Source organism: Bacillus sp. 22446, assembly GCF_052044955.1.
GTDB lineage: Bacteria > Bacillota > Bacilli > Bacillales > Bacillaceae > Bacillus > Bacillus altitudinis.
Window position 1 is genome coordinate 661,585 of the sequence record NZ_JBQEOD010000001.1, and the last position, 25,986, is coordinate 687,570.

Genomic DNA, 25,986 nt, shown 5'->3' on the forward strand with positions numbered 1-25,986 from the left:
GAGAACAAATCTCCCATTGCTTTAAAATCATCATCAAACGATGCAAACAATGAGATAGCCCTCCAAGAAATACATTCTTGACAGCCCTACATTTCTTCAATGTACAGCCAGCGAATAAAATGAGTGGATTTTATTCACTTCGGCGACGCTCCCCTTTCAGCCCTCTTCCTAGATCCCCTCGATCTCTGAAGGCTTACTCTTGAAGTTCGCACCTCTATCTTCAACAAACAACACGTTCATTTATTAAATTAGTCACATCTTAACAGACTTTTGGAAAAAGTACAATCTATTTTTTTAATGCCTCCATTAAAAGTTCAGCCGTTTGTTTCGGAATACCAGCGTCCTGAAAATCCTGGATAGAGGCTTCTTTCATCTTTTTCACAGAGCCAAAATGTTTAAGTAACTGCTTTTTGCGCTTTTCCCCGATACCTGGGACATCGTCTAGAATAGACTGGAATGCATTCTTCCCGCGCAGCTGCCGGTGAAAACTAATCGCAAATCGGTGCACTTCATCTTGAATACGCTGCAATAAATAAAAGGCCTGACTATTTCGTTCGAGCGCAACAATTTCAAGCGTATCACCCATCATCAGATTCGATGTCCTGTGTTTTTCATCTTTCACTAGACCTGCCACAGGAACAGACAGATTTAATTCATTTTCGAGCACATCTATGGCTGCGTTGATTTGTCCTTTTCCTCCGTCGATTAAAATCAAGTCAGGAAGCGGCAGTTCATCCTTTAACACCCGGGTATACCGCCTTCTAATGACTTCACGCATGGAAGCATAATCATCGGGTCCCTCAACGGTTTTAATTTTGTATTTTCGGTATTCTTTTTTATACGGCTTCCCGTCTTGGAAGACAACCATAGCGGATACGGGGTCTGCTCCTTGAATATTGGAGTTATCAAATGCCTCAATCCGGTATGGCATATAAATATTAAGTGCATCTCCAAGCTGCTTCACTGCACCAATCGTCCGTTCTTCATCACGCTCTATAAGCGAAAACTTTTCTTTGAGAGCAATTTTGGCGTTTTGGTGGGCAAGTAAAAGCAAATCCTTCTTCTTTCCTTTTTTCGGTTGATGAACATTCGTTTCAAGCAATTGCTCAATCATCTCTTGATCGACGCTGTCTGGCACCAAAATTTCCTTCGGCAAAAAGTGGTTGTTTTTTTCATAAAACTGCCCCATAAACGTGAGAAATTCTTCCTCAGGGTCTTGATACATCGGAAATAGGCTGACATCACGTTCGATTAATTTCCCCTGTCTGATGAAGAAGACTTGGACACACATCCAGCCCTTATCATAAGCATAGGCAAACACATCACGATCAGATAAGTCACTCATCGTCATCTTTTGCTTTTCCATCGTTGAGTCAATGTATGCGATTTGATCTCTCAGCTCTTTTGCCCGCTCAAACTCTAATTGTTCGGCCGCTTCTTGCATCTTCTCTGTTAATTCTTTCTTGATTTGCTGATGACCTCCGTTTAGAAATCTTGTGATTTCATCGACGAGCTGTTTATTCGTTTCTTCAGAAATGTCATACACACACGGAGCAAGACATTGTCCAAGATGATAATAAAGACAGACGCGGTCAGGAAGGGTGGCGCATTTTCTCAGTGGATATAAGCGGTCGAGCAGCTTTTTCGTTTCTCTTGCTGCTTGTACGTTTGGATATGGACCGAAATATTTTCCTTTGTCCTTTTTTACATTGCGGGTGACGAGCAGCTTAGGATGACGTTCATTCGTAATTTTTATAAAAGGATACGTTTTGTCATCCTTGAGCATGACATTATATTTTGGATCATATTTTTTAATTAAATTCAGTTCTAAAATAAGTGCCTCAATATTTGAAGAGGTGACAATGTATTCAAAGTCTTCGATTTCACTGACAAGCCGCTGCGTTTTGGCATCATGAGATCCTGTAAAATAAGAGCGGACCCTATTTTTTAATACCTTTGCCTTTCCCACATAAATGATCGTATTTTGTCTATCTTTCATTAAGTAACAGCCTGGTTGATCAGGTAAGACTGACAGCTTTTCTTTGATCAATTTGTTCATATTTTCATCCGTCCTTGTTTTCCTCGTTCACTCCTTCTAGTGTATCACGAACATTTGTTTTATACCACGATGAAAGAAAAGCGGCTCTCGACTATACGAGAACCGCTTTTTGAGATCATGCCACGCGGGCATAGATCGGTTTATAGATGTTTGTTTACAAGCTCAGCTAGTGCTTCTTTTGGTTTGAAACCAACAGACGTTTCGACGACTTCACCGTCTTTTAAAACAAGAAGTGTTGGGATACTCATAACGCCATATTTACCAGCAGTTTCTTGGTTATCATCCACATCAATTTTTACAATTTTCATTTTATCGCCCATTTCTTGATCAAGTTCTTCAAGAACTGGAGCAATCATTTTACAAGGTCCGCACCAAGGTGCCCAAAAATCTGCAAGAACAACACCTTCTGCAGTTTCTTGTGAAAATGTTGCGTCAGTAGCTTTTACGATTGCCATTATTCATTCCTCCAATGTAAATTATGCTTTTTAGTATAGCATCTACCAATGTGACTTGCGAATGAAATGCTTACGAATCATTTTTTATGAAATGAATTAAAAAACAAACCGTATAATCGCACCAATAACAACAATCGCACCAATGATCATCAGAATGGTTCTAAGCATATGACATAACTCCCTTTCCGCTTCATTTACAATGTATGATGCCCCAACATTCTTCTCATCAAACATTGAAATATGCGATCAAGCCAGATCGACGGTCAACATGACAACCGACATAGGCGGCAGATCAATAGTCAGCTCGCCGTGCTTAACAGCAAATTGTCGAAAGTCCGCAGGCTGAACAGAATGAGGATTATCGAACGTGTTGTGTGCATTCATCCGATCAGCAGTCAGCACACGGCCAGTGACCTTCGTTTTTGCATCGATTCCCTCTATCGCAAGAGATACGTCTGCTTTTTCATGGGGATTCACATGACAGAAACTAATATGCATCTTGTCAGATGACCGCGAGGCTGACATACTGACTTGAGGGATTTTTTCACCCCGGCGTTCATACGAAGGCGCATTCAATTCTACTTCAAGCGCTTCTTCTTCTTGATGCACTTGAAACATGTGAAATACATGATAGGTAGGTGTCAGGAGCATCTTTTCGTCCTGCGTTAACACCATCGCTTGCAGCACATTGACGGTCTGGGCAATATTCGCCATATGAATCCGCTGGCAATGGCGATGAAAAATATGAAAATGCAAGGCACAGACTAGAGCATCTCTTAATGTGTTTTGCTGATACAAAAACCCTGGATTTGTCCCCGGTTCTGGATCATACCATGTCCCCCATTCATCAATAATCATCCCGATTCGCTTGTCTGGGTCATAACGATCCATGATCTCTCCGTGATCTACAACAAGCCGCTCCATTTCAGACGCCTTTTTCAGCGTTGTAAACCACTCATCCTCATCAAAATCGGTCGCAGACCCTTTTTTCTCCCATGTTCCTGGGACCGTATAGTAATGCAAACTGAGCCCATCCATCCAAGGCGCTGCACGCTCCATTAATACTTTTGTCCAATTCACATCATTTGAATTCGCACCGCATGCGATTTTGTAAATGCGCTGACCAGCAAATTCTCTCACATACGTTTGGTAGCGTTTATATAAGTCTGCATAATACTCTGGTGTCATATTTCCACCACATCCCCAGCTTTCATTGCCTACACCAACATACGTCAGCTCCCACGGTTCTTGTTTTCCATTTTGAATGCGCCAATCCGACATAGGTGTCCCCTTAGGAAATGTGATATATTCAATCCATTCTGCTAATTCTTGCACAGAGCCGCTTCCAACGTTTCCACAAATATAAGGCTCACATTCAAGTAATTCACACAGTCTCATAAATTCATGTGTACCAAACGCATTTGATTCAACGGTGCCACCCCAATGAGTATTCACCATCGGCTTTCGTTCACTCAGATCACCGACGCCGTTTGCCCAATGATACTCGTCTGCAAAACAGCCGCCCGGCCACCTCAGCACCGGGATATGTAAGGCTTGAAGGGCCTTTAGCACATCAGTACGAATCCCTTCAACATGATCAATCTCTGAATCTTTCCCTACCCAAATGCCGTCATAAATTCCTCTTCCTAAATGCTCTTGAAAGTGTCCATAGATGTGTTTAGAAATGCGTCCAATCACTTCATTGACTTTTACTGTCCCATTCACTTATAAACCGCTCCTTTGTTTCGTGATAACATACAAAAAAACCCAGAATACCTAGGCATTCTGAGTGTATGAGCGTTAAGAATGGATATTCATGTTTTTTAACTCTTCATTTAAAAGCGGAACGACTTCGAATAAGTCACCAACTATTCCGTAATCAGCGATTTTGAAGATTTCAGCTTCTGGGTCTTTGTTGATCGCAACAATGACTTTACTGTTGGACATACCGGCTAAATGCTGAATAGCTCCTGAAATCCCGCAAGCAATGTAAAGGTCAGGTGTGACGACTTTACCGGTTTGACCAATTTGCAGGGCATAATCGCAGTAGTCAGCGTCACATGCACCACGCGAGGCACCGACTGCTGCACCAAGCGTTTGGGCAAGTTCTTTCAGCGGTTCAAAACCTTCTTTGCTCTTGACCCCCCTGCCTCCTGCGACAATGACCTTCGCTTCAGATAAATCTACACCTTCTGATGTTTTTTTTATGACTTCCTTCACGATCGTTCTTAGGTTTTGAATATCGACAGAAACTGGCGTCACTTCTCCGCTGCGTGACGCATCACGCTCCAGCGGTGCCACGTTGTTTGGACGGATAGTAGCCAAAAGCAGACGATCTGTTGAAATGACTTTTTCAAAGGCTTTTCCTGAATAAATCGGTCTAGTGAAAACAAGATGTTCACCGGTAACGCTTACATCTATTGCATCTGAAATTAAGCCAGTTTGCAGGCGTGCAGCTATTTTGGGTGACAAGTCTTTTCCGATCGATGTATGACCGAAGAGCACTGCATCAGGATTGACTTGATCTAATATTGCTTGAAGCGCCTGCGCAAAACCATCAGACGTATAATAAGAAAGATGCGGGTGCTCGACGATCATCACATGATCCGCTCCATAATAAAGCAGTTCATCCGCTTGGTCTTTGACGTGATCCCCTATTAAAACGCCAATCACTTCACCGCCATCAGCCACCTCGTGAGCGGCAGCAATCGCTTCAAATGTCACATTTCTTAATTTACCGTCACGACTTTCTCCAAGTACAACAACTTTTTTACTCATCCTATAAGCTCCCCCTTGTTCTCGTGATATCGTAAAGTGGATGTTTAGATGACTTTTGCTTCATTTCTTAGCAGGTCTGTCAGTTCCTTGACCTGATCCTGAAGCTCGCCGCTCAGCACCTTGCCACCCTCTTTTTTCTCCGGTAAGAAACGTTCGATTGTTTTGATTTTAAATGGCACATCGTCTTCATCTAGATCTAGATCGTCTAATTCTAATTCTTCTAAAGGCTTTTTCTTTGCCTTCATGATGCCTGGTAACGATGGATAACGAGGCTCATTGAGACCTTGCTGCGCGGTGACCACTAGCGGGAGCTCGGCAGAAATCACTTCCACATCACCCTCTGCATCTCGCTCAATTGAAGCTGAGCCGCCGTCGATTTGAATACTTGTAATGGTTGTGACATACGGAAAACCGAGTAATTCAGCAAGACGCGGGGCCACCTGTCCAGACCCGCCGTCAATCGCTACATTCCCTGCTAAGATCAAGGAAGCTTCTTTATCCTTGAGATAGTGATATAGAATCGTAGAAGCGGAAAACTGATCCCACTCCTCCAAATCATCTTCAACATTTAATAAAACGGCTTGATCACAGCCCATTGCAAGTGCTGTTCTAAGCTGTTTCTCCGCATCTTCATTGCCAACTGTCACGACCGTTACTTCTCCCCCGTGCTCATCCCGAAGCTGAATCGCTTCTTCAATTGCGTACTCATCATAAGGATTAATAATGAACTCTGCCCCATCTTCTTGAATAGCACCAGACTGAATAGAGATTTTCTCTTCCGTGTCAAACGTACGCTTCATTAAAACAAAAATATTCATTCATTTCTCCCCCTTGTGTCGTACTAATCCCTTATTCCCCTTTAAAATTCGGTTTGCGCTTTTCGATAAAAGCCTGGATGCCTTCTTTGGCATCATTCGACTGGAACACCTCAGCAAACTTTTTGGCTTCCAGCTTCATTCCGCCATCATATGAGTACACTTTTGTCGCATTCAATAACTCAAGCACATACTCAAGCGTTTTAGGGCTTTTCGCTGCAAATTTCGCCGCCAATGTTTTGGCTGTTTCCAGCGCTTCTTCCTCTGTTTCCGCAAGTTTTGAAACAAGTCCGCAGGCAAATGCTTCTTCTCCTGTAATCGGCTCAGCTGTTCCCATCATTTCAAGTGCTTTAGCTGATCCAACGTAGCGAGGCAGGCGCTGCGTTCCGCCGAATCCTGGGATAATACCGAGATTTAATTCCGGCAGTCCCAGTTTTGCATCTTTTGTTGCGATTCGAATATCACACGACATCGCCAGCTCAAGCCCGCCGCCTAATGCTGCCCCGTGAATGGAAGCAATCACCGGTTTTGGACATTGTTCAATTCGTTCAAACACTTGCTGTCCTCTGTCTGCAAGGCTGGCATAATCAGATTCTTCCTGCAAGGTCGTAAATTCTTTAATATCAGCACCTGCTGAGAAAAATCTACCTTCTCCATGAATGACAATAGCTCTCACTTCACTGTTTTGTTCAAGCTGATCAAACATGTCGTTGAGTTCAGTGAGAAGCTGAGAGGATAAGGCATTTGCAGGCGGGTGTTGAATCGTGATGAGTGCTGTCTGTTCGTCTTGGTGTAAGCTAAGTATTTTTTCCATGTCAATCATCCTTTTTCAATTGTCTTTAAGATTGATGTATTCCGTTTAAGAGAAGATCATGTACACTTTCTGCGAGTGCAGGCAGGTCATACTTTTGATCATTCATGACCCATGTTGTAGCGGTTTCATCAATCGTCCCAAATACCATTTGTCTCGCTAAGCGGACATCTAGATTTTGTCTAAATTCTCCTGTCTTCTTTCCTTCGGTTAAAATGGAGTCTAGCATATTTAAATACCCTTTCAGCACCTCATTGATTTTTTGGCGCAGTTCAAGGTTTGACTGCCTGAGTTCAAGCTGTGTCACAAGGGCCAAATGATGGTCTTGCGATAGCAGGCGAAAGTGTTCTCGAATGAGGAGAAGAAGCTTTTCTTTGGCAGACGGTTTCTTTTGAATATCTGTTTCCATCCGTTCGATGAATTGTCCCATTTTTTCTTTGAACAACGAGATCAAAATGTCCTCTTTGTTTTTGAAATAGAGATAAATGGTTCCGTCTGCTACCCCTGCTTGTTTGGCAATCTTTGAAACTTGTGATTGATGGTAGCCGTTCTCTGCAATCACCACAACGGCTGCATCAATAATTTGCATGTACTTCGGTCTTTTCTGCTTCAATGTGCTTCGTCCCTTTCTGAATTGAATGAGCATTCATTCATAACTTTATGTTAAAAAGAAACGAGTGATTTGTCAAGTGATGTTCTTCTTTCTTTTCAACCTTTAGCATACCAGAGCAGACACCTACAATTCAAATCATCCGGCCGCTTGACCGGATGATGCTGGTTCATTCTCTCATTGATCGACTGGTTCTTCTGTTGAAGATGATTGCTTTCTTTTTTCTTCTTCAATTAACACTCTGCGCAAGATTTTCCCTACAGCCGTTTTAGGCAGTGATTCCTTAAATTCGTAGACACGCGGCACTTTAAATGAGGCAATTCTTGTTCTTACAAAACGATCCAGTTCATCCTCTGTTACATAGGCATCCTTTTTCGGGACAACAAAGGCTTTTACTGTTTCCCCTCTATACGGATCTGGAATACCCGCCACAACCACTTCTTGTACAAGTTCATGCTCATAAAGGGCTTCTTCAACCTCTCTTGGGTAAATATTATAGCCGCTCGCGATGATGACATCCTTTTTCCGGTCTACGATATAGAAAAAACCATCCTCATCCATATACCCAATGTCTCCTGTGAAAAACCAGCCGTCTCTTAACACTGCCGCAGTCTCCTCCGGCTGATTCCAGTATCCTTTCATGATTTGAGGACCTTTGACGATAATCTCTCCGTGCTCATATGGCGCTTTGAGTCCACCCGTTTCTTCACAATAAATACCGGCATCTGTATTCGGCCAAGGGCACCCGATACTTCCTATTTTGTTCGCTCCCCATAAGAAATTGGCATGAGTGACAGGAGAAGTTTCTGAAAGTCCATACCCTTCTACAAGCCTTCCTCCTGTTAGTTTTTCAAAACTCTGTTTGACTTCAACAGGAAGAGCGGCCGATCCGCTTAAGCATGCGGTGATGGATGATAGGTCATACTTTTCAATATTCGGATGATGAAGCAGGGCAATATACATCGTTGGTGCTCCTGGGAACAGCGTCGGTTTCTGTTTTTCAATGGTCTTCAAGGCATCCGCTGCATCAAAACGCGGAAGAAGAATCATTTGATGACCTTCTTTGACTGCAAGGTTTAGCACGGTCGTCATGCCGTATACATGAAAAAACGGAATGATCCCAAGAATCCGCTCTTTTCCACGGTTCGTTTTATACATCCAGGATGTACACATTTCTGTATTGGCTACTATATTTTCGTGTGTGAGCATGACCCCTTTTGGTAAACCGGTCGTTCCGCCTGTATATTGCAAAACTGCGACATCCTCTTTCGGTTGAAAGGATATTTGCGGAATCCGTTCTCCTGACGATTCTTTCATGATCTGTGAGAAATGATGAATGGTCTCACTCTTCTCCACTTGGATGACCATGTTGTTTTTCCTTCGCTGGACAATCGGAAACAATATGTTTTTCGGAAATGGCAAGTAATCTTGTAATTTTGTGATGATCAAATGTTCCATACTTGTCAGCGCTTTCATTTTATAGGCCTTTGGATACAGTAGATCGAGAGTGATCAGCACCTTAGAGCCGCTGTCCTCCATTTGATATTCCAGTTCTTTCTCCGTATAAAGCGGATTGGTTTGAACGACAATGCCGCCTGCTATTAAAACCGCATAATAAGAAATCACCGATTGCGGGCAATTTGGCAGCATAATCGCTACTCTGTCGCCTTTTTTGACACCGATGTCAATCAAGTGACTCGCTAATTTCAGTGCATCTTCTTGTAACTGCTGGTAGGTGATGTTTTTTCCTAAAAAATGAATGGCTGTATGCTCAGGTGCTGCCTCTGCGGAGCTGAATAAGTAAGATTGCAACGTTTCATTTGGGATGGTGAGTTCGTGGGGAATTTGATTCGGGTAATGCAGAAGCCAACGTTTATCTGACTGCATAAAAACCCTCCTTCCTGAACTTTCGTACTATTTTATTATAGCAAACTTTTCCTTATGGCTGTTTGCTTTTTTCAAATCGAGCTCGTTCCATGACACATCTTCATTTTTTCGCCGGTGTTTCTATAGAGGCTCTTTTCCCTTCATGATGCCACTTTTCGTATAATCCACCGATCGCACGAAATGACTCATGGACTCTCTCCACAATCTGTTTATGGATACTAGGGTCATTAGGTAAATGTGTATGGATGTTGTCCACTTGATATTGTCTCATCATGTCTAGATACACAGTTAGAAAGATGGTGTCTTCTAAAATCCAATAAACGACTTCATCCGCCTCTTTTGTTCTTTTATGAAGCACTTTAACCCCTCGTTCATATTGAATAAGAATATAGCCGGCTGGATCAATTTCAATATAGGGGCTCAAATCATCAAAAAAACCAGTCGTTTGAAAAGGACGTGCAATATACGGTTCATATATATCTTGGGGAAGAGATGTCTTTTTGAGACAACTGTCAATGCGCTTTATGAGTTCGTCTTTTTGCAAGATTTGATTCATTCTGATTCGCCGCCTTTGATGAGTGAAAAGCTGTCAAGGTTTTCCCTGACAGCTTTCTAGAATGTATTCTTCATTTTACAGGAACATGTAAACGGCACCAATAATCGCAAAAGTGCAGGCAACTACAATTAATACTTTGGCTAGTTTTTCCATGTCGTCTCCTTAAATGCCGGCTGCTACTACATAAGACAGCCCAACAGAAATAATGAGTGAAATAAACCCGACCGCTCTATTATCATTCTCAATCTCTTTGTCTACTTTAAATCGTGGTGTTAAAAATTCAAAAATGAAATAGCTGACGAGCAGCATCACAAAGCCGTATACGCCCCATCCGACCATTTGAAGAAGCGAGTTGTGCTGGGCGATGGAATGCTGAAAGACATTAGCAATCCCAAAAATCTTCCCGCCGGTTGCCATAGCAACAGCTAAGTTCCCCCGCTGAATCTCTTCCCAGTTTTTATAGGAGGTCACGAGTTCAAATATGGTAAGAAATAAGACAAGACATAGGACGGCCACGCTGTAATAGGCGGCAATTTCCACAAGTTCATTTTCCCAAAAGGCTTTCATGCGTTTTCTCCTTTTTACTTTAATTCGACGATGGTGACGCCTGATCCTCCCTCGCCTTGTTCTCCAAAACGAGCATTTTTTACACTACGGTGCTGTTTTAATAATTCCTGGACCCCTTTTCTCAAGGCGCCAGTGCCTTTACCGTGAATGATCGACACACGCGGATAGCCAGCTAAGACGGCATCATCTAAGTATTTCTCGACTCTGCTTAAGGCATTCTCATAACGCTCTCCTCTTAAATCAAGCTCAAGTGATACATGATAGTCTTTTCCTTTGACCGCCGTGATGGCTTTCTCTTGCTTAAATTCCGGTGCTGATTTGATAAATTCCATATCTTTTTCTTTTACTTTCATTTTTAGAATGCCCATTTGGACACTCCATTCTTTGTTACCCGTTTGTTCGATGAGCGTTCCTTTTTGGCCAAACGTCAGCACTTTGACTTCATCGCCTGGCTTTAGCTGTCTTGCTACTTTTTTCACCGGCTCTGGTTTTTTCTTACGGTCAAACTCAGGGACAGCTTCTTCAAGACGCTTTCTCGCATCAATGAGTTCATGTTCTTTGAATGAACGATGCTCACTTTTAATGGACCGAAGCTCTTGAATAATCTCTTCTGCTTCTTTTGTTGCTTGTTCAATTTTTTCTGCCGCTTTTTGTTCGGCTTCTTCCAGCAGTTTGTCCTTTTGTTCATTCCATTCAAGGATTTGTTTTTGCAGTTCTTTATGGAGCTTCTCTGCTTCTTTTCTATAGAATTCCGTCTCATGCAGTTCTTCTTCTGCTTGTTTTTTGCTGTCTTCTAATGAAGCAATCATCTGATCGACTTCATTATGTTCTGCGTGCATATCTGCTTTTGCACGATCAATTAAATGATGAGGCAACCCTAGACGCTTGGAAATTTCAAATGCATTACTTCGTCCCGGCACCCCGATGAGCAAGCGATATGTAGGGGATAAGGTTTCAATATCAAACTCTACACTCGCATTTGTGACGCCTTCTCGGTTATACCCGTATGCCTTCAGCTCAGGATAGTGAGTCGTTGCGATGACGCGCGCATTTGTTTGATGAACTTCATCTAAGATGCTCATCGCAAGTGCTGCACCTTCAGCAGGATCTGTCCCCGCACCTAATTCATCAAATAACACGAGTGAATTAGACGTCAAATGCTTTAAGATATCCACAATATTGACCATATGAGATGAGAATGTACTCAAGCTCTGTTCAATAGACTGCTCGTCTCCAATATCAGCAAAGACTTGATCGAATACAGCCACTTCTGATCCTTCTTCGACTGGAATATGAAGACCTGCCTGCGTCATCAGCGTAAGAAGTCCGAGTGTTTTTAAAGTGACGGTCTTACCGCCTGTATTTGGACCTGTGATGACGATCGTAGAAAAATCTTTGCCCAGCTCAATATCATTTGCCACAACCTGATCTCGGGGCAATAGGGGATGTCTTGCCCGTTTTAAATAAATCTCCCCTTGGTTATTCACAGTAGGTTTTGTGGCTTTTTCTGCTTTTGCATATTTGGCTTTGGCGAAAATAAAATCTAATGTCTGAAGTTCATTCACATTATGAAGCAATTCATCAATGTGCTCTGACACACTCGCTGTCAGCATTTGCAAAATTTTTTCAATCTCTTGCTTTTCTTTTAGGCGAGTTTGCTGCAAGGTGTTATTTAAATCTACGACCACTTGCGGCTCAATAAAAAGAGTTGCGCCTGAAGAAGATTGATCGTGAACAATCCCTCCATAATTCGAGCGGTACTCTTGTTTTACGGGAATGACAAACCGATCATTACGAATGGTCACAATGGTGTCTGACAGCATTTTCGAGGCAGATTGTGAACGAATCATTGATTCTAATTTATCTCGTACTTTTGATTCTAGTGATCGTAACTGCGTTCGTATGGTGCGGAGGGCTGGCGTTGCGTGATCAAGCACTTCTCCATTATCACCAATACAGCTTTCGATTTCTTTTCTCACGTCTGGCAGTAAAATCAGCGATTCTGCATATGTATGAAGACGGGGTATCTCTACTCCGTCCTCATACATAGAGGCGAGAAAGTGCTTCATGTTTTTTGTGGTATATAACAGCGCCGCAATTTCCATCAGCTCAGAAGGGCTTAATATACTGCCTATTTCTGCTCGTTTGACGCCTCGTCTAATATCCGTTAACCCGCCAAATGGCGCAGATCCTTTTAAACGAATCACATCTTGCGCTTCTGCTACCTCTTCTAGCAGATGCTGAATGCTCTCGATATCTGTGAGTGGAATTAAGTCCTGCGCTTTTTCTTTCCCTAAAGCCGAAGCAGTATAGGACATGACTTTTTCTTTTACTTTATGAAATTCTAATGATGCTAACACTTTTTGTTGCAGCATGGTCCAGCCTCCTAACGACTACCTGTCACGCGTTAAAAACTTTTTCATCTCATTGAGTGAAAATGTATTCACGACATTTGCTTTTGGTGTCCATCCTTTTCTTGCAGCTGTGACACCGACGTCCATATGATCGAGCATGGCGATGTTGTGTGCATCTGTGTTGATCATGATGTTCACACCCGCTTCGTTTGCTTTCATTAAATGCTCTGTTTTTAAATCAAGTCTTGACGGGTTGCTGTTGAGTTCCAGTGCAGTGCCCGTTTTTTTCGCAAGCTCTATGAGCTGATCAATATTTAAGGCATAGCCGTCTCGTCTACCGATCAAACGGCCAGTTGGATGGGCAATTAAATCCACATGCTGATTATTCAAGGCATTTTCTAGGCGCTCCATAATGACTTCCTCCGGCTGAGAGAAGCTAGAATGAATAGACGCAATGACAAAATCCATGTCTGCTAGAAAGTCATCATCATAATCTAACGATCCATCCGGCAGAATATCCATTTCGACCCCTTTGAAAATGTGAAAATGCTCGAATTCTTGATTCAGCTTGTCAATTTCTTTTGCTTGCAAACGCAAACGTTCTTTTGTTAAACCGTTTGCTACTTTTAAATATTGTGAGTGGTCTGTGATCGCCATGTATTCATAGCCTTTTGCGATACATGCCTCTGCCATTTCGCGAATAGAAAAAGCGCCATCACTCCATGTCGAGTGCATATGAAGGTCGCCTTTGATATCTTTTCGGTCTACAAATTGCATACTTTCTTTATACGAATCAATCTCTGCTCCGGTTTCACGAATTTCTGGCGGAATGAGCGGAAGTTGGAAATGTGCATAAAAAGCGCTTTCGTCTTCAAATGTTTTCACATCCCCAGTTTCGATCGTTTCAACCCCATATTCACTAATACGCTCACCGCGCTCCTTCGCAAGCTGTCGCATACGAATGTTATGATCTTTTGAGCCAGTGAAATGGTGCAGCGTTGTTGCAAATTGGTCTGTTGTCACAAGTCGGAAATCTACACTGATTTCAAAATCAAGTGCAAGCATGACAGATACCTTCGTATCACCGCTCGCAATGACATCTTTGACATCATCAAGAGCAACAAGCTGTTCTCTCACTTGTTCAGGATTATCAGTCGCAATGATGTAATCTAAATCTTTGACCGTTTCACGCGCACGTCTTAAACTGCCCGCTCTTGAAAAGCGGATGATTCCCTCCATCTGTTCCAGCGCATGATCAATTCGTTCTGCCACATCTAATGCAAAGCCAATTGGCAGTCGTTCTGGCTGCTTCCCTGCCTCCTCAAGAGCGGCAAGAATCTTTTCTTCTGTTTTTTTGCCAAACCCAGCAAGCGTTTGTACTTTTTCCGCTTCACATGCTTCTTTTAAAGACTGTGCATCGTGAACACCAAGCTCTTGGTAGAGCTTAGCAATCTTCTTCCCGCCGAGTCCTTGCAATTTTAAGAGCGGGACAAGTCCTTCAGGCACTTCTTTTTTTAATTGTTCGAGTGTTTCAGACTGTCCTTTTTCGATATACTCTGTGATCACAGCAAAGGTTCCTTTTCCAATGCCGGGTAATGCTAATAGGTCATCTATTTGAGAAAGACTGCGGTCATCTTGTTCTAGTGCCGCAGCTGCTTTACGAAAGGCAGAAATTTTAAAAGGATTATCTCCTTTTAGCTCCATATAGACTGCAATTGTTTCAAGAAGTTTGATAATATCTTTTTTATTCATCTCTCATCCTCCAACCGCTTTGGCATCTTCCTATATAAATATACAAACTTTCCCTTCATCCTACAACTTTCTGTCATGGAATGAGAAAAAACTTCTCCAAGAAAGGAGAAGTTCTTAAACTCCATACGTCGACCAGAGGTCTTTGACAAGACCGGACAGGTAAGGGGTGCTATTTACGATCACATCTGCTAACATTGATTTGCTCATCATGGTTTGAAGCGCATCGACTGGAAGTAATGCAGCCACAAACAATAGAATAAACACAAATAGATAGGTTTCAAGAAATCCTAAAACAGCGCCAAGCAGTTTGTTGACCTGTTTAATCACAGGGATACTTGCAATGGTTGTGAGCAATCCGCCGATGATAGCGAGCAGGATTTTGGTCAAGATAAACAGAATGATAAACGCAATGGTATTATAATAAGCTGTTTCTAGATTCCCACTAAAGAAAGCAAGCTGCGCTTGACCGCCGCTAAAATTAGGTGCTGGGATCCACGTAAGCTGTGGTGCAAGTGACTGATAAAACATAGAAGCCACTAAAATAGAAACAACAAAGCTAATCAATTTAATAAATTGAAGAATAAACCCGCGTTTTAGACCGACAAGCGTTCCCATAAGAAGCAAAAACAAAATGATGATATCGATCACGGTAATTTCATTCCTTTTCTTTTAGATGAAGCTCTAGTTTTTCGTATTGCTCTTTTAATTTCAAGTAGTCGTGGACGACATTGACTGCTGTCAGTACAGCTAATTTGTTTATATCAAGGTATGGATTTTTTTCATTGATTTCTCTCATTTTATCATCAACAATTGAAGCAACATGTCGCATATGCATCTTCGTTTCTTGACCGATGATCGTATAGGACTGTCCGTAAATCTCAACTGTTGTTTTCGTTTTACCGCCGTCAGACAACGTTTCTCCTCCATTCCACGAGAATCCTAGTCTCTATCATAACATGTTTAGACATTGAATGGAAAGACGAGCCCTTCCCTGTTATGGTACACTTTAGAAATCAATGATATCAAGGTAAAAAGGAGTTATCCACTGTGCCCCAATCCGTCTTAAAAGCAACATCAGAAGACATGAAAAAAATGAAGAGCGTGTACGCTCAGCATTTAACTGACACTTTGCCACCAGGCGCTCTTTTTCAAGCAAAGGTTCCCGGCTGTACGATTACAGCCTACAAATCTGGAAAAGTACTGTTCCAAGGACAAAAGGCAGAAGCTGAAGCAAGTCAGTTCAACCATTTACAAGCAGCTGAAACAAAAAGCAAAAAAACACCATCCATCACACAGTACAGCCCACCACCCGGCATCGCTTCCATGTCGGTTATTGGCTCAGATGAGGTCGGTACTGGCGATTATTTTGGACCCATTACGGTCTGTGCGGCTTATGTTGATTCCAGTCAGCTTGCTCTCATGAAAGAGCTCGGGGTGAAAGACTCAAAAGGACTAAAAGATCCGCAGATTATCAACATTGCCAAAGACTTGATCAAAACCATCCCGTTCAGCCTTCTCGTGCTTCGGAATGAAAAATACAATGCGATGCAGGAAAAGGGCATGAGCCAAGGGAAAATGAAGGCACTGCTTCATAACCAAGTCATCACCTCCGTACTTGAAAAACTGGATGGCAAGAAACCAGAAGCCATTCTCATTGACCAATTTGCCGAACCAGGCATTTATTTCAGGCACCTTGCGGGGAAAAAGATCATTCGGGAGCGTACATATTTTAGTACGAAAGCAGAAGGCATCCACTTATCGGTTGCTGCAGCTTCTATTATTGCAAGGTATGCTTTTTTAATTGAAATGGATAAATTATCAAAAGCAGCGGGCTTTGACATTCCAAAAGGAGCCGGTCCGCATGTTGACAAAGCGGCAGCAAAGCTGATGAAACAGCACGGCGAAGAGGCTTTACGCCAATTTACAAAACTTCATTTTGCCAACACCCAAAAAGCGAAAAAATGGTTATAATTAAAAAAGAGCTATCGCCCATAAGGTGATAGCTCTCAGATTGTTGACAAAGGGCTAAAATGAACTTGATTTTAGCCCTTTGTCTTCTTTTCAGCGTGATAGAAAACCTTTGCAGCCCTAGGAAGGACGAGCACTGGCACAGAGCGAATTTGACATTCGTGAGTACCAGCGCGCAGGACTGACAACGAATGCGAGGGTTTGTCTACACGCTAAGAGCTATCGCCCATAAAGCGATAGCTCTTTTGATTATCCGCGCAAGACGGCTTGATACGTATCTTCTAATGCTTTCAATACGTTTGTATGAACAGCCGTGACTTCTTCCTCGGTCAACGTTTGTTCTGGGTTTAAATATTGCAGAGAGAATGCAACAGATTTCTTGCCTTCTTCCATATGCTCACCCTCATACACATCAAAGACGGAAAGGTCTGTGAGCAATTGGCCGCCAGCTTCATAAATGACTTGCTCCAGCTGTCCGCTTGAAATATGCTGATCGACGACAAGTGCGATGTCTCTTGTCACTGCTGGGAATCTCGGAATTGCCGTATATTTCATATCCTCTGCTTCAGACGTCATTACATCTGTTAAATCAAATTCAAATACATACGTTTCTTTTAAATCTAATTCCTTTTCCACTACTGGATGAAGTGCAGCTACAAAGCCAATCACTTTTCCATTTAAATGAACATCGGCTGTACGTCCTGGGTGAAGGCCCTCACGCTCTGCTTGAACATACGTGATCTCTTCTGATACACCAAGCTTTTCAAACAGCCCTTCTGCAATACCCTTCGCTACATAAAAATCGACAGCTTTTTTCTCGCCCTGCCAAAGATTTTTATGCCATAAGCCTGTCAGCGCACCAGCGACATGTTCTTTCTCCTCCGGTTTTGCGCCTTCCGTTCCCGCTAAGAACACAGAACCCGTTTCATAAAAGGCAAAAGAATCAGCTTGTCTTGCTAAGTTATATGCAACAGAATCAAGTAAGTTTGGCAGAAGGCTTTGTCTCAGCACACTGCGTTCCTCACTCATTGGCAGGGAAAGTCTTGTTTGATAAGCTGGATTTAGAGCAAAGGCTGTGGACTTATGCTGATTCGTTAATGAATACGTAATCGCTTGAGAAAGCCCTGCGCCCTCTAAGAAACGTCTCACCTTTCTGCGCTTCACTTGGTATGGCGTGAGACCGCCAACGGTACCAGCTGTCGCAGGCAGTGTAGATGGAATATTGTCGTAGCCGTATAATCTCGCAACTTCTTCAATGAGGTCCTCTTCAATCGTAATATCCATTCTACGGGAAGGAACCGTTACGACAAGCACATCATTTGATTCGCCCACAGTAAAGCCTAGTTTGTTGAAAATCTGAATCATATCTTCTTTTGAAATGCTCATGCCAAGCACCTTGTTCACACGCTCAGTTGATACGTGGATGACATTCATACTTGTTTCAAGGTGGTTTTCCTCAACTGTACCACTTAGCACTTCGCCGCCTGCATAGGTGCTGATCAATTGCGCTGCTCTTTCGGCTGCTGATTTCGTCCGCTGCGGATCTAGCCCTTTTTCAAATCGTGTGCTTGATTCACTGCGAAGCCCTAAGTCTCTAGATGCTTGACGGACGGTTTGACCGTTGAAATATGCCGCTTCTAAAAGAATCGTTGTCGTCTCATCACGCACCTCTGATTCAAAACCGCCCATGACGCCTGCAACAGCATGCGCTTTTGTGCCATTTGTAATGACAAGATGCTTCGAAGACAATGTACGTTCTTGTTCATCCAGAGTTTGAATCATTTCATTTTCAGCCGCTTTACGTACAACCACCTGCTTTGAACCAAACCGGTCATAATCAAAGGCATGTAGAGGTTGACCGTATTCAAGTAAGACAAAATTCGTAATATCCACGACGTTGTTAATTGGGCGGATACCTGCATTCATCAATCTTGTTTGCATCCAAAGTGGTGCTGGTCCAATCTTTACATTTTTAATGATCTTCGCTGCATAAAGTGGATTCGCTTCTTGATCCTCAATTTTAACAGAAATATAGTCTGCTGCTTTTTCAGAAGAAGTGTCATGCGCTGTATCAGGAAGCTTGATGTCTCTCCCTAAAATGGCGGCAACCTCATAAGCGACACCTAGCATATTAAGGGCATCGGCACGGTTTGGTGTTAAGCCAAGTTCAAGTACCGCGTCATCTAATTGAAGCGCTTGAAGGGCATCATCTCCTGGTTTTACGTCATTCGGGAAAACAAAGATGCCTTCTGCATATTCTTTTGGTACGAGCTTACTCTCTACGCCTAATTCTTGCAGAGAACAAATCATGCCATGAGACTCTTCACCGCGCAGTTTGGCTTTTTTAATTTTAAAGTTTCCGGGAAGGACTGCACCAACCGTTGCGACGGCCACATGCTGTCCTTTATCCACATTTGGAGCCCCGCATATAATTTGCACCGGTGCGTCTTCGCCGATATCAACAAGACATTTGTTTAATTTATCCGCATTCGGATGCTGTTCACGTTCAATGACGTGTCCAACGACAACACCTTTGATGCCTTCGCCTTTATACTCAACGGCTTCCACTTCAATTCCGCTTCTTGTGATTTTCTCTGCTAATTCATCCGGCTGAATGCCTTCTAAATCGACATAGTCCTCTAACCATTTATATGAAACAAACATGTTGATTTCCTCCTCTTAGTCCTGCTTAAATTGCTTCGTGAATCTAATATCATTTGTGTAGAAATGACGAATGTCATCTATGCCGTATTTCAGCATCGCAATACGTTCAACACCCATTCCAAAAGCAAAGCCTTGGTAAGTATCTGGATCAAATCCGCTCATTTTTAATACATTCGGGTGAACCATTCCTGCACCTAAAATTTCAATCCAGCCTGTTCCTTTACATACGGAACAGCCTTTCCCGCCGCATTTAAAGCATGACACATCAACTTCAACGGAAGGTTCTGTGAATGGGAAAAAGCTTGGGCGCAGTCTAATTTCACGATCTTCCCCAAACATTTTTCTTGCGACTGTCTCAAGCGTTCCTTTGAGGTCACTCATGCTAATATTGTGATCTACCACAAGTCCTTCAATCTGCATGAATTGATGCGAGTGAGTGGCATCATCGCTATCACGTCTATATACCTTACCAGGACAGATGATCTTCACAGGACCTTGGCCTTTATATTTCTCAAGTGTACGTGCTTGAACGGGTGATGTTTGTGTTCTCATGAGTGTGTCTTCAGTAATATAGAAGCTGTCCTGCATATCACGCGCCGGATGTTCTTTTGGAAGATTGAGCGCTTCAAAGTTATAGTAATCTGTTTCCACCTCAGGGCCCTCTTCAACGGTATAGCCCATTCCGATAAATAAATCTTCAATATCTTCTACGACAATCGTTAATGGATGTCTTGCCCCGATTTTGATCGGACTTGCTGGTAATGTGACATCAATGGTTTGAGAAGCCAGTTTCTTTTTCACTTCTTCTGCTTCTAGCTGCTCATTTTTTTCAGCAATGGCACCAGCAATCTGCTCTCTCACTTCATTTGCAAGTGCGCCCATTTTTGGTCTTTCTTCAGCGGAAAGCTTGCCCATTCCGCGCAGCACTTCTGTAATCGGACCTTTTTTCCCTAAATATTGAACACGAATATCATTGACTTCTTTTAGCGAGCTGGCTGCTTCTACCTTCGCTATCGCTTCTGTTTCAAGCTGTTTTAACGTTTCTTGCATGAGTGTTATCCTCCTTTTAATATACAAAACCGTCTGAATAAACGGGTGTTTGATTGTTTGAAGACAATAAAAAAACCCGCCCCTCCAAAAAAGAAGGGACGAGTTGTGGTCGCGGTACCACCCTTGTTAAGCACAAATATATGTGCGAATAAGCTTCATTGACATAACGGAATCAAACGAATCCGGTCCACCTTTACGCAAAATCTGCGGTCCCGGTGACAACTCCAGAGGTGAATTCCTGTTTCAGCATTCCTTAAATGCACTTTCAGTCTACGATGCATTCTCCCTATTAGGACGCTCCGTGAAACAATCTTCCTCTATCATGGTTTTTAAAATATTAGTTTCATTATAGTGAAAAATAGGACGTGTTGCAACACTATCCGCGCAAATGATAGACAAGAACCGCTGCTGCCACAGCCACATTTAATGATTCCGCTTGTCCGTACATCGGAACATATAAATTTTGATCTGTCATTTGAAGAATCTCTGGATCAATACCTGCTCCCTCGTTGCCCATAATTAACGCAAATGGACCTTCTGATGCTATGTGTCTATACTCTTTCGCATCTTTTAAAGCACTCCCATATACGGGTATACCTTGCGCCTTTAATGCTGGAATTGTCTGTTGTAGTGTTTGTTTGAAGATAGGCAGGTGAAAATGAGACCCTTGTGCTGAACGGAGCGTTTTTCCGTTAAACGCATCAACGGTTCCATCCCCTAGGACCACAGCATCAAGACCCGCTGCATCTGCTGTCCGAATAAGTGTGCCTAAATTCCCCGGATCCTGCACTGCATCTAACAGAAGCATTCGTTCATACTTTTTCTCCTCAAATACAGGAATTGTACAAACCGCTGCGATTTGCTGAGGTGTTTCCGTTTCCGTCATCGCAGTAAAAGCCTCTTCACTTAATTCATACAACTCAATGTCAGGCTCGATGTCAGCAGGGAGCATATCAGGCGTTGCGACCATTAACTCTTTCACAACCCCGCTTTTTAATGCTTCTTCTACTAAGTGTTTTCCTTCAACAAGGAATAGCCCTGTTTTCGTTCGTTCTTTTTTTGTATGGAGCTTTTTCCATTGTTTAATGTGTGCGTTTTTAGCTGATTCTATATATTTCAAGCGACTTTAACTCCTTTAAATATCATGAATTTATTATATCTCAAGCACACTACATAATAAACCTGTCTTTGAGACAGAATAGGACTATCACCATCAAAAAAGGAGTGTGGGCAATGGATTTTAATTTAAGAGGCGCAGTGATTCAAAACATCACTGGCCATAATCAAGAGCAGCTTGAGCATACGATTTTAGATGCGATTCAAAGTGGCGAGGAAAAAATGCTGCCAGGGCTTGGCGTTTTATTTGAGGTGTTATGGCAAGAGGCATCAGAGGATGAAAAAAATGAAATTCTTGAAACATTAGAGCAGGGCTTAAAGCCTGAGCATCAGCAATAACAAGAAGCCGGTTTGCTTATCTATGAGCAAGCCGGCTTTGTTTATTTAGCCAGTGATTGGCGTCTCCATTCGAAGAGCTGGATCGCGCCAAATCTCGATCCATTTTTTAATAGCGAACACGATAATGACAAAACCTAAAATCAGCATAATCATCGAAAGCACGGCATTCAGTACACTGTAGCCAGATGCTTCAGGATTGAGATAGACATTCGCAACCATCCAATAACCCGCATAATTCACCGTCACATATAAGTAAGCAAGTGGAATTAAACAAGTCAACATATACCGCCTTTTATCCGCAATTTTCAACACAACCGTCGCTCCAATGATTAATCCGACCGAGGCCATTAGCTGGTTTGACACGCCAAAGAGTGCCCAAATGGATCCAATGTCTCCAGAGTAAAGCAAGTATCCCCACATAAAACAAGCAAGTGCACTTGCAAAGACTGACCCTGGTACCCAGTCATTTCGTTTCAGCGGTTTATATGCTTCTCCAAAGAAGTCTTGGATCAAATATCGTGCGACACGGGTTCCTGCGTCAATCGCCGTTAAAATAAAGACGGCTTCAAACATAATCACGAATTGGAAGAAATAAGAGGCCAAATGACTAAAGAACGGAATACCCGTAAAGATGTACGCCATCCCTACAGCTAATGTAACAGCTCCACCTGTTCTTCCTTCTAAGTCAAGACCGATTTCTTTGCTTAGTTGAGGAAGATTCTCGACACTCATACCAAGCGTACGGAACACTTCAGGTGTACTATTAATTGCAAAATAATCTCCCGGATGAAGCGCAGTAGCGGCAATTAACGCCATGATTCCCACTAAACATTCTACGAGCATCGCGCCAAACGCCACCGGCTTCATATCACTCCAACGATCTAGCATTTTTGGCGTTGTGCCAGAGCCAACAAATGCATGAAAACCAGAAATCGCACCACAAGCAATGGTAATCGAAATAAAAGGCCATACAGGTCCAGCTAAGACAGGCCCTCCTCCATTTACAAACTCCGTAAACGCCGGAAATTGGATGGATGGATTAACCACAAAGATTCCCGCAATGAGCGCAATGAAAACACCAATTTTCATAAAACTGCTTAAATAGTCTCTTGGTGCCAAAAGCAGCCAAACCGGCAGGGCCGCAGCAAAAAAAGCATAGATTGGCAGGGCAAGGGCAAGCGTTTTTGTATCAAGTGTTAACAAATCTCCAAGTGCTGTTCCTTGAATATTCGGTCCAAGGAATACCCCCAACATCAGTAATATGAATCCCGCAGATGTCGCCAGCTTTAAATTGCCAGTCTTTTTATAATAAAGGCCGACTCCCATCGCTATTGGAATGGTAATACCAACTGCAAAGGTTCCCCAAGGATTTCGTTCTAAAGCATGAAGCACAACCATGGACAGTCCTGCCATTGTAATTGTAATAATAAATAACATGGCGAGCCCTGTGCAAAATCCTGCCACAGGACCGAGCTCCTCTTTCGCTACCTCGGATAGTGATTTCCCCTTTTTTCGCATCGAAGCAAACAAGACCACAAGATCATGAACAGCTCCGCCAATCACCGCTCCAATTAAGAGCCAAAGGAGACCAGGTAAATACCCAAATTGTGCGGCTAAAATCGGACCAACTAATGGACCGGCAGCGGCAATTGCAGCAAAGTGATGCCCAAATGTGACCCATTTGTTTGTTGGCACATAATCTTTCCCATCCTCGAGTGCATGAGCCGGTGTAGGATGATCATCTGTGACCTTTAGTACCTTCACCATCATAAACGTGCCATAGAGGCGATAGGCAATCGCTAAAATACACATCGATCCTATCACAATTGAAACCGCATTCATTTAACCATCCCCTTTGTATAAACAATTTGTTACAAATATAACATAAATTGAGTGATTTTTCTTTCTTTTAAAACCAAGTTGACAAATAGGAATAATTGATTTAATCTAAAATAAGCTTCACCTACTTCCATAAACTCTCTTTTGACAGAGCCTCAATTAGCTCTGTCCTTTTTATTGATTTCATCTTACATAAATACAAGATGGATCACATGTGCCTTCCTCACTAGAAAAATATCACTTCATTTACTGAAAACAGTTCTTTTGACACAACTTACATTCCAAAGTTCATTTCCTGGGAAATTCAACGCAATTAAAAAACCTTTCCCCATACTGAGGAAAGGTTTCATCATTAAGAACCGTACGTAATTTGTTCGACCGTTTTTTGATCAAGTCTTTTGATGACTTCTGTTAAAAGCTTCACCGCATTTTCATAATCATCTCGATGAATCATGGCTGCATGGGTATGAATATATCTGCTTGGAATCCCGATGGATAGTGATGGAACACCATGACCTGTTAAGTGAATACCTCCAGCATCTGTTCCTCCACCTGGCATGGAATCATATTGATAAGGAATGTTTAATTCATCTGCAGTTTGGACAACAAAATCGCGAAGCCCTTTATGAGAAACCATGGAAGCGTCGAATACAACAATCGTTGGTCCTTTGCCAAGTTTGCTTGTTGCTTCTTTTTCAGTAATACCTGGTGTATCACCTGCTACTCCAACATCAATAGCAAATCCAATATCAGGCTGGATTGTAGCTGCAGCTGTTTTAGCTCCGCGTAAGCCAACTTCCTCTTGGACAGTTGCTACACTGTATGCAATATTTTCATGCTGAGTATCCTTTAAATTCTTCATGACATCAATAGCTACTGCACAGCCGATACGGTTGTCCCAGGCTTTTGCAAGAAGCATTTTTTCGTCATTCATTACCGTAAACTCAAAGTAAGGTACGATTTGATCTCCAGGGAGGACGCCCCATTCCATTGCCTGTTCTTTGCTCGAAGCCCCAATATCAATGAACATATCTGTGATTTCGGTTGATTTCTTTCGTGCTTCTGGTGATAAGACATGTGGCGGTTTAGAACCAATCACACCTGTAATGTCTCCTTTTTTCGTCACAATGGTGACACGCTGCGCCAGCATAACTTGTGACCACCAGCCACCGACCGTTTGAAAACGAATATAGCCTTTGTCATCGATTTTTGTCACCATGAATCCTACTTCATCTAAGTGACCAGCAAGCATCACTTTAGGCCCATTTGCATTTCCTTCCTTCTTAGCAATTAAGCTGCCAAGGCGGTCTGTAGAGACTTCATCCGCATATGTTTCTATGTATGACTGCATGACTTTTTTTACATCACGTTCATTTCCTGGAATCCCTTTTGCATCCGTTAGGTCTTTCAGCATAGTTAATGTTTGATCTAGTTTTGTCATTATGTGTATCCTCCTTTTTCTTCATGGTGCATTCTTATTATACAAAACCTCTTTCGTTCAATACGATCTTTTTATGAATATTTTTTCGTAAATCGAAATATTTTTTTAAAAAAAGTTGAAACCTTTTGTCTTTCTCATTCGTAGTACATCAGATAACGGTATTGGAGGTGCATCCTGTCATGTTTGTCATCCTCATTAGACTTGCTCTTGTTGCATTGCTTGTCTATATTTTCTACATGGCGGTAAAATTCTTCTCAAACCCGAGAAGAAAGCTGAAACAAGCACAATTAAAAGAAGGCTTTTATTTTATGGACGAACAGCAAAATGCCCGCAAAAATTTTAATTTCGTCTATAAAGGTGTCTTGTTTGAAGGGGAGAAGCATGTTCCTTCTAAGGATCATCCTCTGTTTGTCCACTCCATTTACGTTTGGACGGAGTCACCTGAGAAGCTAAATGAATTCACATTAGAAGACTTTGAAAAACTTGAGGAAAACATCATTGAACGGTATCCTCAAACAAAAATTGATTGGGATCAGCCCATCAAAAAAATCAAACATAAAAAGGGAGCAGACACGCCGACTTAACGGCGTCTGCTCCCTTTTCAGATGAGATTGAGATAGACCAATATCACCAATTGGACAACAATTAAAGCAGGCATACCCATTTGAAAGGCAGGATGCTTTGTTTTATGACGGAAATACTGCATGCCAAGAAATGACCCAGCAGCACCAAAAAGTACTGCGGCACTCCATAAGTGCGCTTCTGATATTCTCCATTTGTGTGCTTTCGCCCGGCGTTTATCCTCTCCCATGAGACAAAACCCATAGACATTGACCAAGATGAGCAGCACGATCAGAGCGATATTCATTGATTTCACCTCACATGATGAGAAAAAAAGATCACTCCTTGGCGGAATGATCTTTTA

23 protein-coding genes and 1 riboswitch are annotated in these 25,986 nt (G+C 42.4%); of the genes, 3 read left to right on the forward strand and 20 right to left on the reverse strand.

The genetic code is table 11. The annotated features are described in order from the left end of the window. Positions 1-47 precede the first annotated feature (47 nt). Positions 48-225: riboswitch (Lysine riboswitch) on the reverse strand. 61 nt (positions 226-286) lie between these two features. The 14 genes from uvrC to zapA all read right to left on the reverse strand — a co-directional run bounded on the left by uvrC (position 287) and on the right by zapA (position 15,557). Beyond that, on the reverse strand, positions 287-2,059 hold the full coding sequence (uvrC, locus tag ACTJJD_RS03545; protein WP_440608110.1) for an excinuclease ABC subunit UvrC: 1,773 nt from the start codon (positions 2,057-2,059) through the stop codon (positions 287-289). A 140-nt stretch (positions 2,060-2,199) separates the two neighbouring features. After that, on the reverse strand, positions 2,200-2,514 hold the full coding sequence (gene trxA / locus ACTJJD_RS03550; protein WP_007501629.1) for a thioredoxin: 315 nt from the start codon (positions 2,512-2,514) through the stop codon (positions 2,200-2,202). 246 nt (positions 2,515-2,760) lie between these two features. Continuing rightward, complete coding sequence (locus ACTJJD_RS03555) at positions 2,761-4,239, reverse strand: alpha-N-arabinofuranosidase (protein ID WP_440608111.1); 1,479 nt, start codon at positions 4,237-4,239, stop codon at positions 2,761-2,763. 75 nt (positions 4,240-4,314) lie between these two features. Beyond that, positions 4,315-5,292, reverse strand: coding sequence for an electron transfer flavoprotein subunit alpha/FixB family protein (locus tag ACTJJD_RS03560; protein ID WP_007501631.1), 978 nt, complete (start codon positions 5,290-5,292; stop codon positions 4,315-4,317). 44 nt (positions 5,293-5,336) lie between these two features. Beyond that, the gene (locus ACTJJD_RS03565) at positions 5,337-6,110 is read right to left on the reverse strand and encodes an electron transfer flavoprotein subunit beta/FixA family protein (RefSeq protein WP_017367815.1); all 774 of its coding nucleotides are present in this window, start codon (positions 6,108-6,110) and stop codon (positions 5,337-5,339) included. 31 nt (positions 6,111-6,141) lie between these two features. Further along, positions 6,142-6,921 carry an enoyl-CoA hydratase gene (locus ACTJJD_RS03570; RefSeq protein WP_017358245.1) on the reverse strand — a complete coding sequence of 260 codons (780 nt, stop codon included), beginning with the start codon at positions 6,919-6,921 and terminating at the stop codon, positions 6,142-6,144. Between the two features lie 25 nt (positions 6,922-6,946). Beyond that, positions 6,947-7,531, reverse strand: coding sequence for a TetR/AcrR family transcriptional regulator (locus tag ACTJJD_RS03575; RefSeq protein WP_017358246.1), 585 nt, complete (start codon positions 7,529-7,531; stop codon positions 6,947-6,949). 174 nt (positions 7,532-7,705) lie between these two features. Beyond that, positions 7,706-9,415 (reverse strand): AMP-binding protein, encoded by a 1,710-nt coding sequence (locus ACTJJD_RS03580; RefSeq protein WP_144610573.1) that lies wholly within the window; start codon positions 9,413-9,415, stop codon positions 7,706-7,708. Positions 9,416-9,515: 100 nt separating this feature from the next. Continuing rightward, the gene (locus ACTJJD_RS03585; protein WP_440608112.1) at positions 9,516-9,971 is read right to left on the reverse strand and encodes an Imm63 family immunity protein; all 456 of its coding nucleotides are present in this window, start codon (positions 9,969-9,971) and stop codon (positions 9,516-9,518) included. Positions 9,972-10,133: 162 nt separating this feature from the next. Beyond that, on the reverse strand, positions 10,134-10,538 hold the full coding sequence (locus tag ACTJJD_RS03590) for a DUF350 domain-containing protein (RefSeq protein ID WP_007501637.1): 405 nt from the start codon (positions 10,536-10,538) through the stop codon (positions 10,134-10,136). Between the two features lie 14 nt (positions 10,539-10,552). Beyond that, on the reverse strand, positions 10,553-12,910 hold the full coding sequence (locus tag ACTJJD_RS03595) for an endonuclease MutS2 (RefSeq protein WP_440608136.1): 2,358 nt from the start codon (positions 12,908-12,910) through the stop codon (positions 10,553-10,555). A 21-nt stretch (positions 12,911-12,931) separates the two neighbouring features. Further along, positions 12,932-14,644 (reverse strand): DNA polymerase/3'-5' exonuclease PolX, encoded by a 1,713-nt coding sequence (gene polX / locus ACTJJD_RS03600; RefSeq protein ID WP_178930442.1) that lies wholly within the window; start codon positions 14,642-14,644, stop codon positions 12,932-12,934. Between the two features lie 114 nt (positions 14,645-14,758). After that, positions 14,759-15,292, reverse strand: a complete 534-nt coding sequence (locus ACTJJD_RS03605; protein WP_008345997.1) for a CvpA family protein — start codon at positions 15,290-15,292, stop codon at positions 14,759-14,761. A 7-nt stretch (positions 15,293-15,299) separates the two neighbouring features. Continuing rightward, positions 15,300-15,557: a cell division protein ZapA gene (zapA, locus tag ACTJJD_RS03610; protein ID WP_008345998.1), complete on the reverse strand. Its 258-nt coding sequence runs from the start codon at positions 15,555-15,557 to the stop codon at positions 15,300-15,302. 134 nt (positions 15,558-15,691) lie between these two features. On the opposite strand from zapA, the gene rnhC reads away from it, so the two are divergent. Continuing rightward, positions 15,692-16,615, forward strand: a complete 924-nt coding sequence (gene rnhC, locus ACTJJD_RS03615; protein ID WP_035391180.1) for a ribonuclease HIII — start codon at positions 15,692-15,694, stop codon at positions 16,613-16,615. A 246-nt stretch (positions 16,616-16,861) separates the two neighbouring features. On the opposite strand, the gene pheT is transcribed toward rnhC, so the two are convergent. The 3 genes from pheT to ACTJJD_RS03630 all read right to left on the reverse strand — a co-directional run bounded on the left by pheT (position 16,862) and on the right by ACTJJD_RS03630 (position 21,446). After that, positions 16,862-19,276, reverse strand: a complete 2,415-nt coding sequence (gene pheT, locus ACTJJD_RS03620; protein ID WP_440608113.1) for a phenylalanine--tRNA ligase subunit beta — start codon at positions 19,274-19,276, stop codon at positions 16,862-16,864. A gap of 15 nt (positions 19,277-19,291) precedes the next feature. Continuing rightward, complete coding sequence (gene pheS, locus ACTJJD_RS03625) at positions 19,292-20,326, reverse strand: phenylalanine--tRNA ligase subunit alpha (RefSeq protein ID WP_008346004.1); 1,035 nt, start codon at positions 20,324-20,326, stop codon at positions 19,292-19,294. Positions 20,327-20,702: 376 nt separating this feature from the next. Beyond that, a complete protein-coding gene (locus tag ACTJJD_RS03630; RefSeq protein ID WP_254000713.1) occupies positions 20,703-21,446 on the reverse strand; it encodes a TrmH family RNA methyltransferase in 744 nt (247 codons plus the stop codon). Between the two features lie 113 nt (positions 21,447-21,559). Here ACTJJD_RS03630 and sspI point away from each other — a divergent pair, with 113 nt between their 5' ends. Then, positions 21,560-21,781 (forward strand): small acid-soluble spore protein SspI, encoded by a 222-nt coding sequence (gene sspI, locus ACTJJD_RS03635; protein WP_008346010.1) that lies wholly within the window; start codon positions 21,560-21,562, stop codon positions 21,779-21,781. 45 nt (positions 21,782-21,826) lie between these two features. Here sspI and cstA read toward each other — a convergent pair whose 3' ends face one another. Beyond that, entirely contained in the window at positions 21,827-23,623 is a 1,797-nt protein-coding gene (gene cstA / locus ACTJJD_RS03640) for a carbon starvation protein CstA (RefSeq protein WP_268372974.1), read from the reverse strand. A gap of 349 nt (positions 23,624-23,972) precedes the next feature. Next, complete coding sequence (locus tag ACTJJD_RS03645) at positions 23,973-25,061, reverse strand: M42 family metallopeptidase (protein WP_411230726.1); 1,089 nt, start codon at positions 25,059-25,061, stop codon at positions 23,973-23,975. 179 nt (positions 25,062-25,240) lie between these two features. On the opposite strand from ACTJJD_RS03645, the gene ACTJJD_RS03650 reads away from it, so the two are divergent. Next, entirely contained in the window at positions 25,241-25,645 is a 405-nt protein-coding gene (locus ACTJJD_RS03650) for a sigma-w pathway protein ysdB (RefSeq protein ID WP_440608114.1), read from the forward strand. Between the two features lie 17 nt (positions 25,646-25,662). On the opposite strand, the gene ACTJJD_RS03655 is transcribed toward ACTJJD_RS03650, so the two are convergent. Next, entirely contained in the window at positions 25,663-25,929 is a 267-nt protein-coding gene (locus tag ACTJJD_RS03655; protein WP_008346019.1) for a DUF1294 domain-containing protein, read from the reverse strand. Between the last annotated feature and the right edge of the window lie 57 nt (positions 25,930-25,986).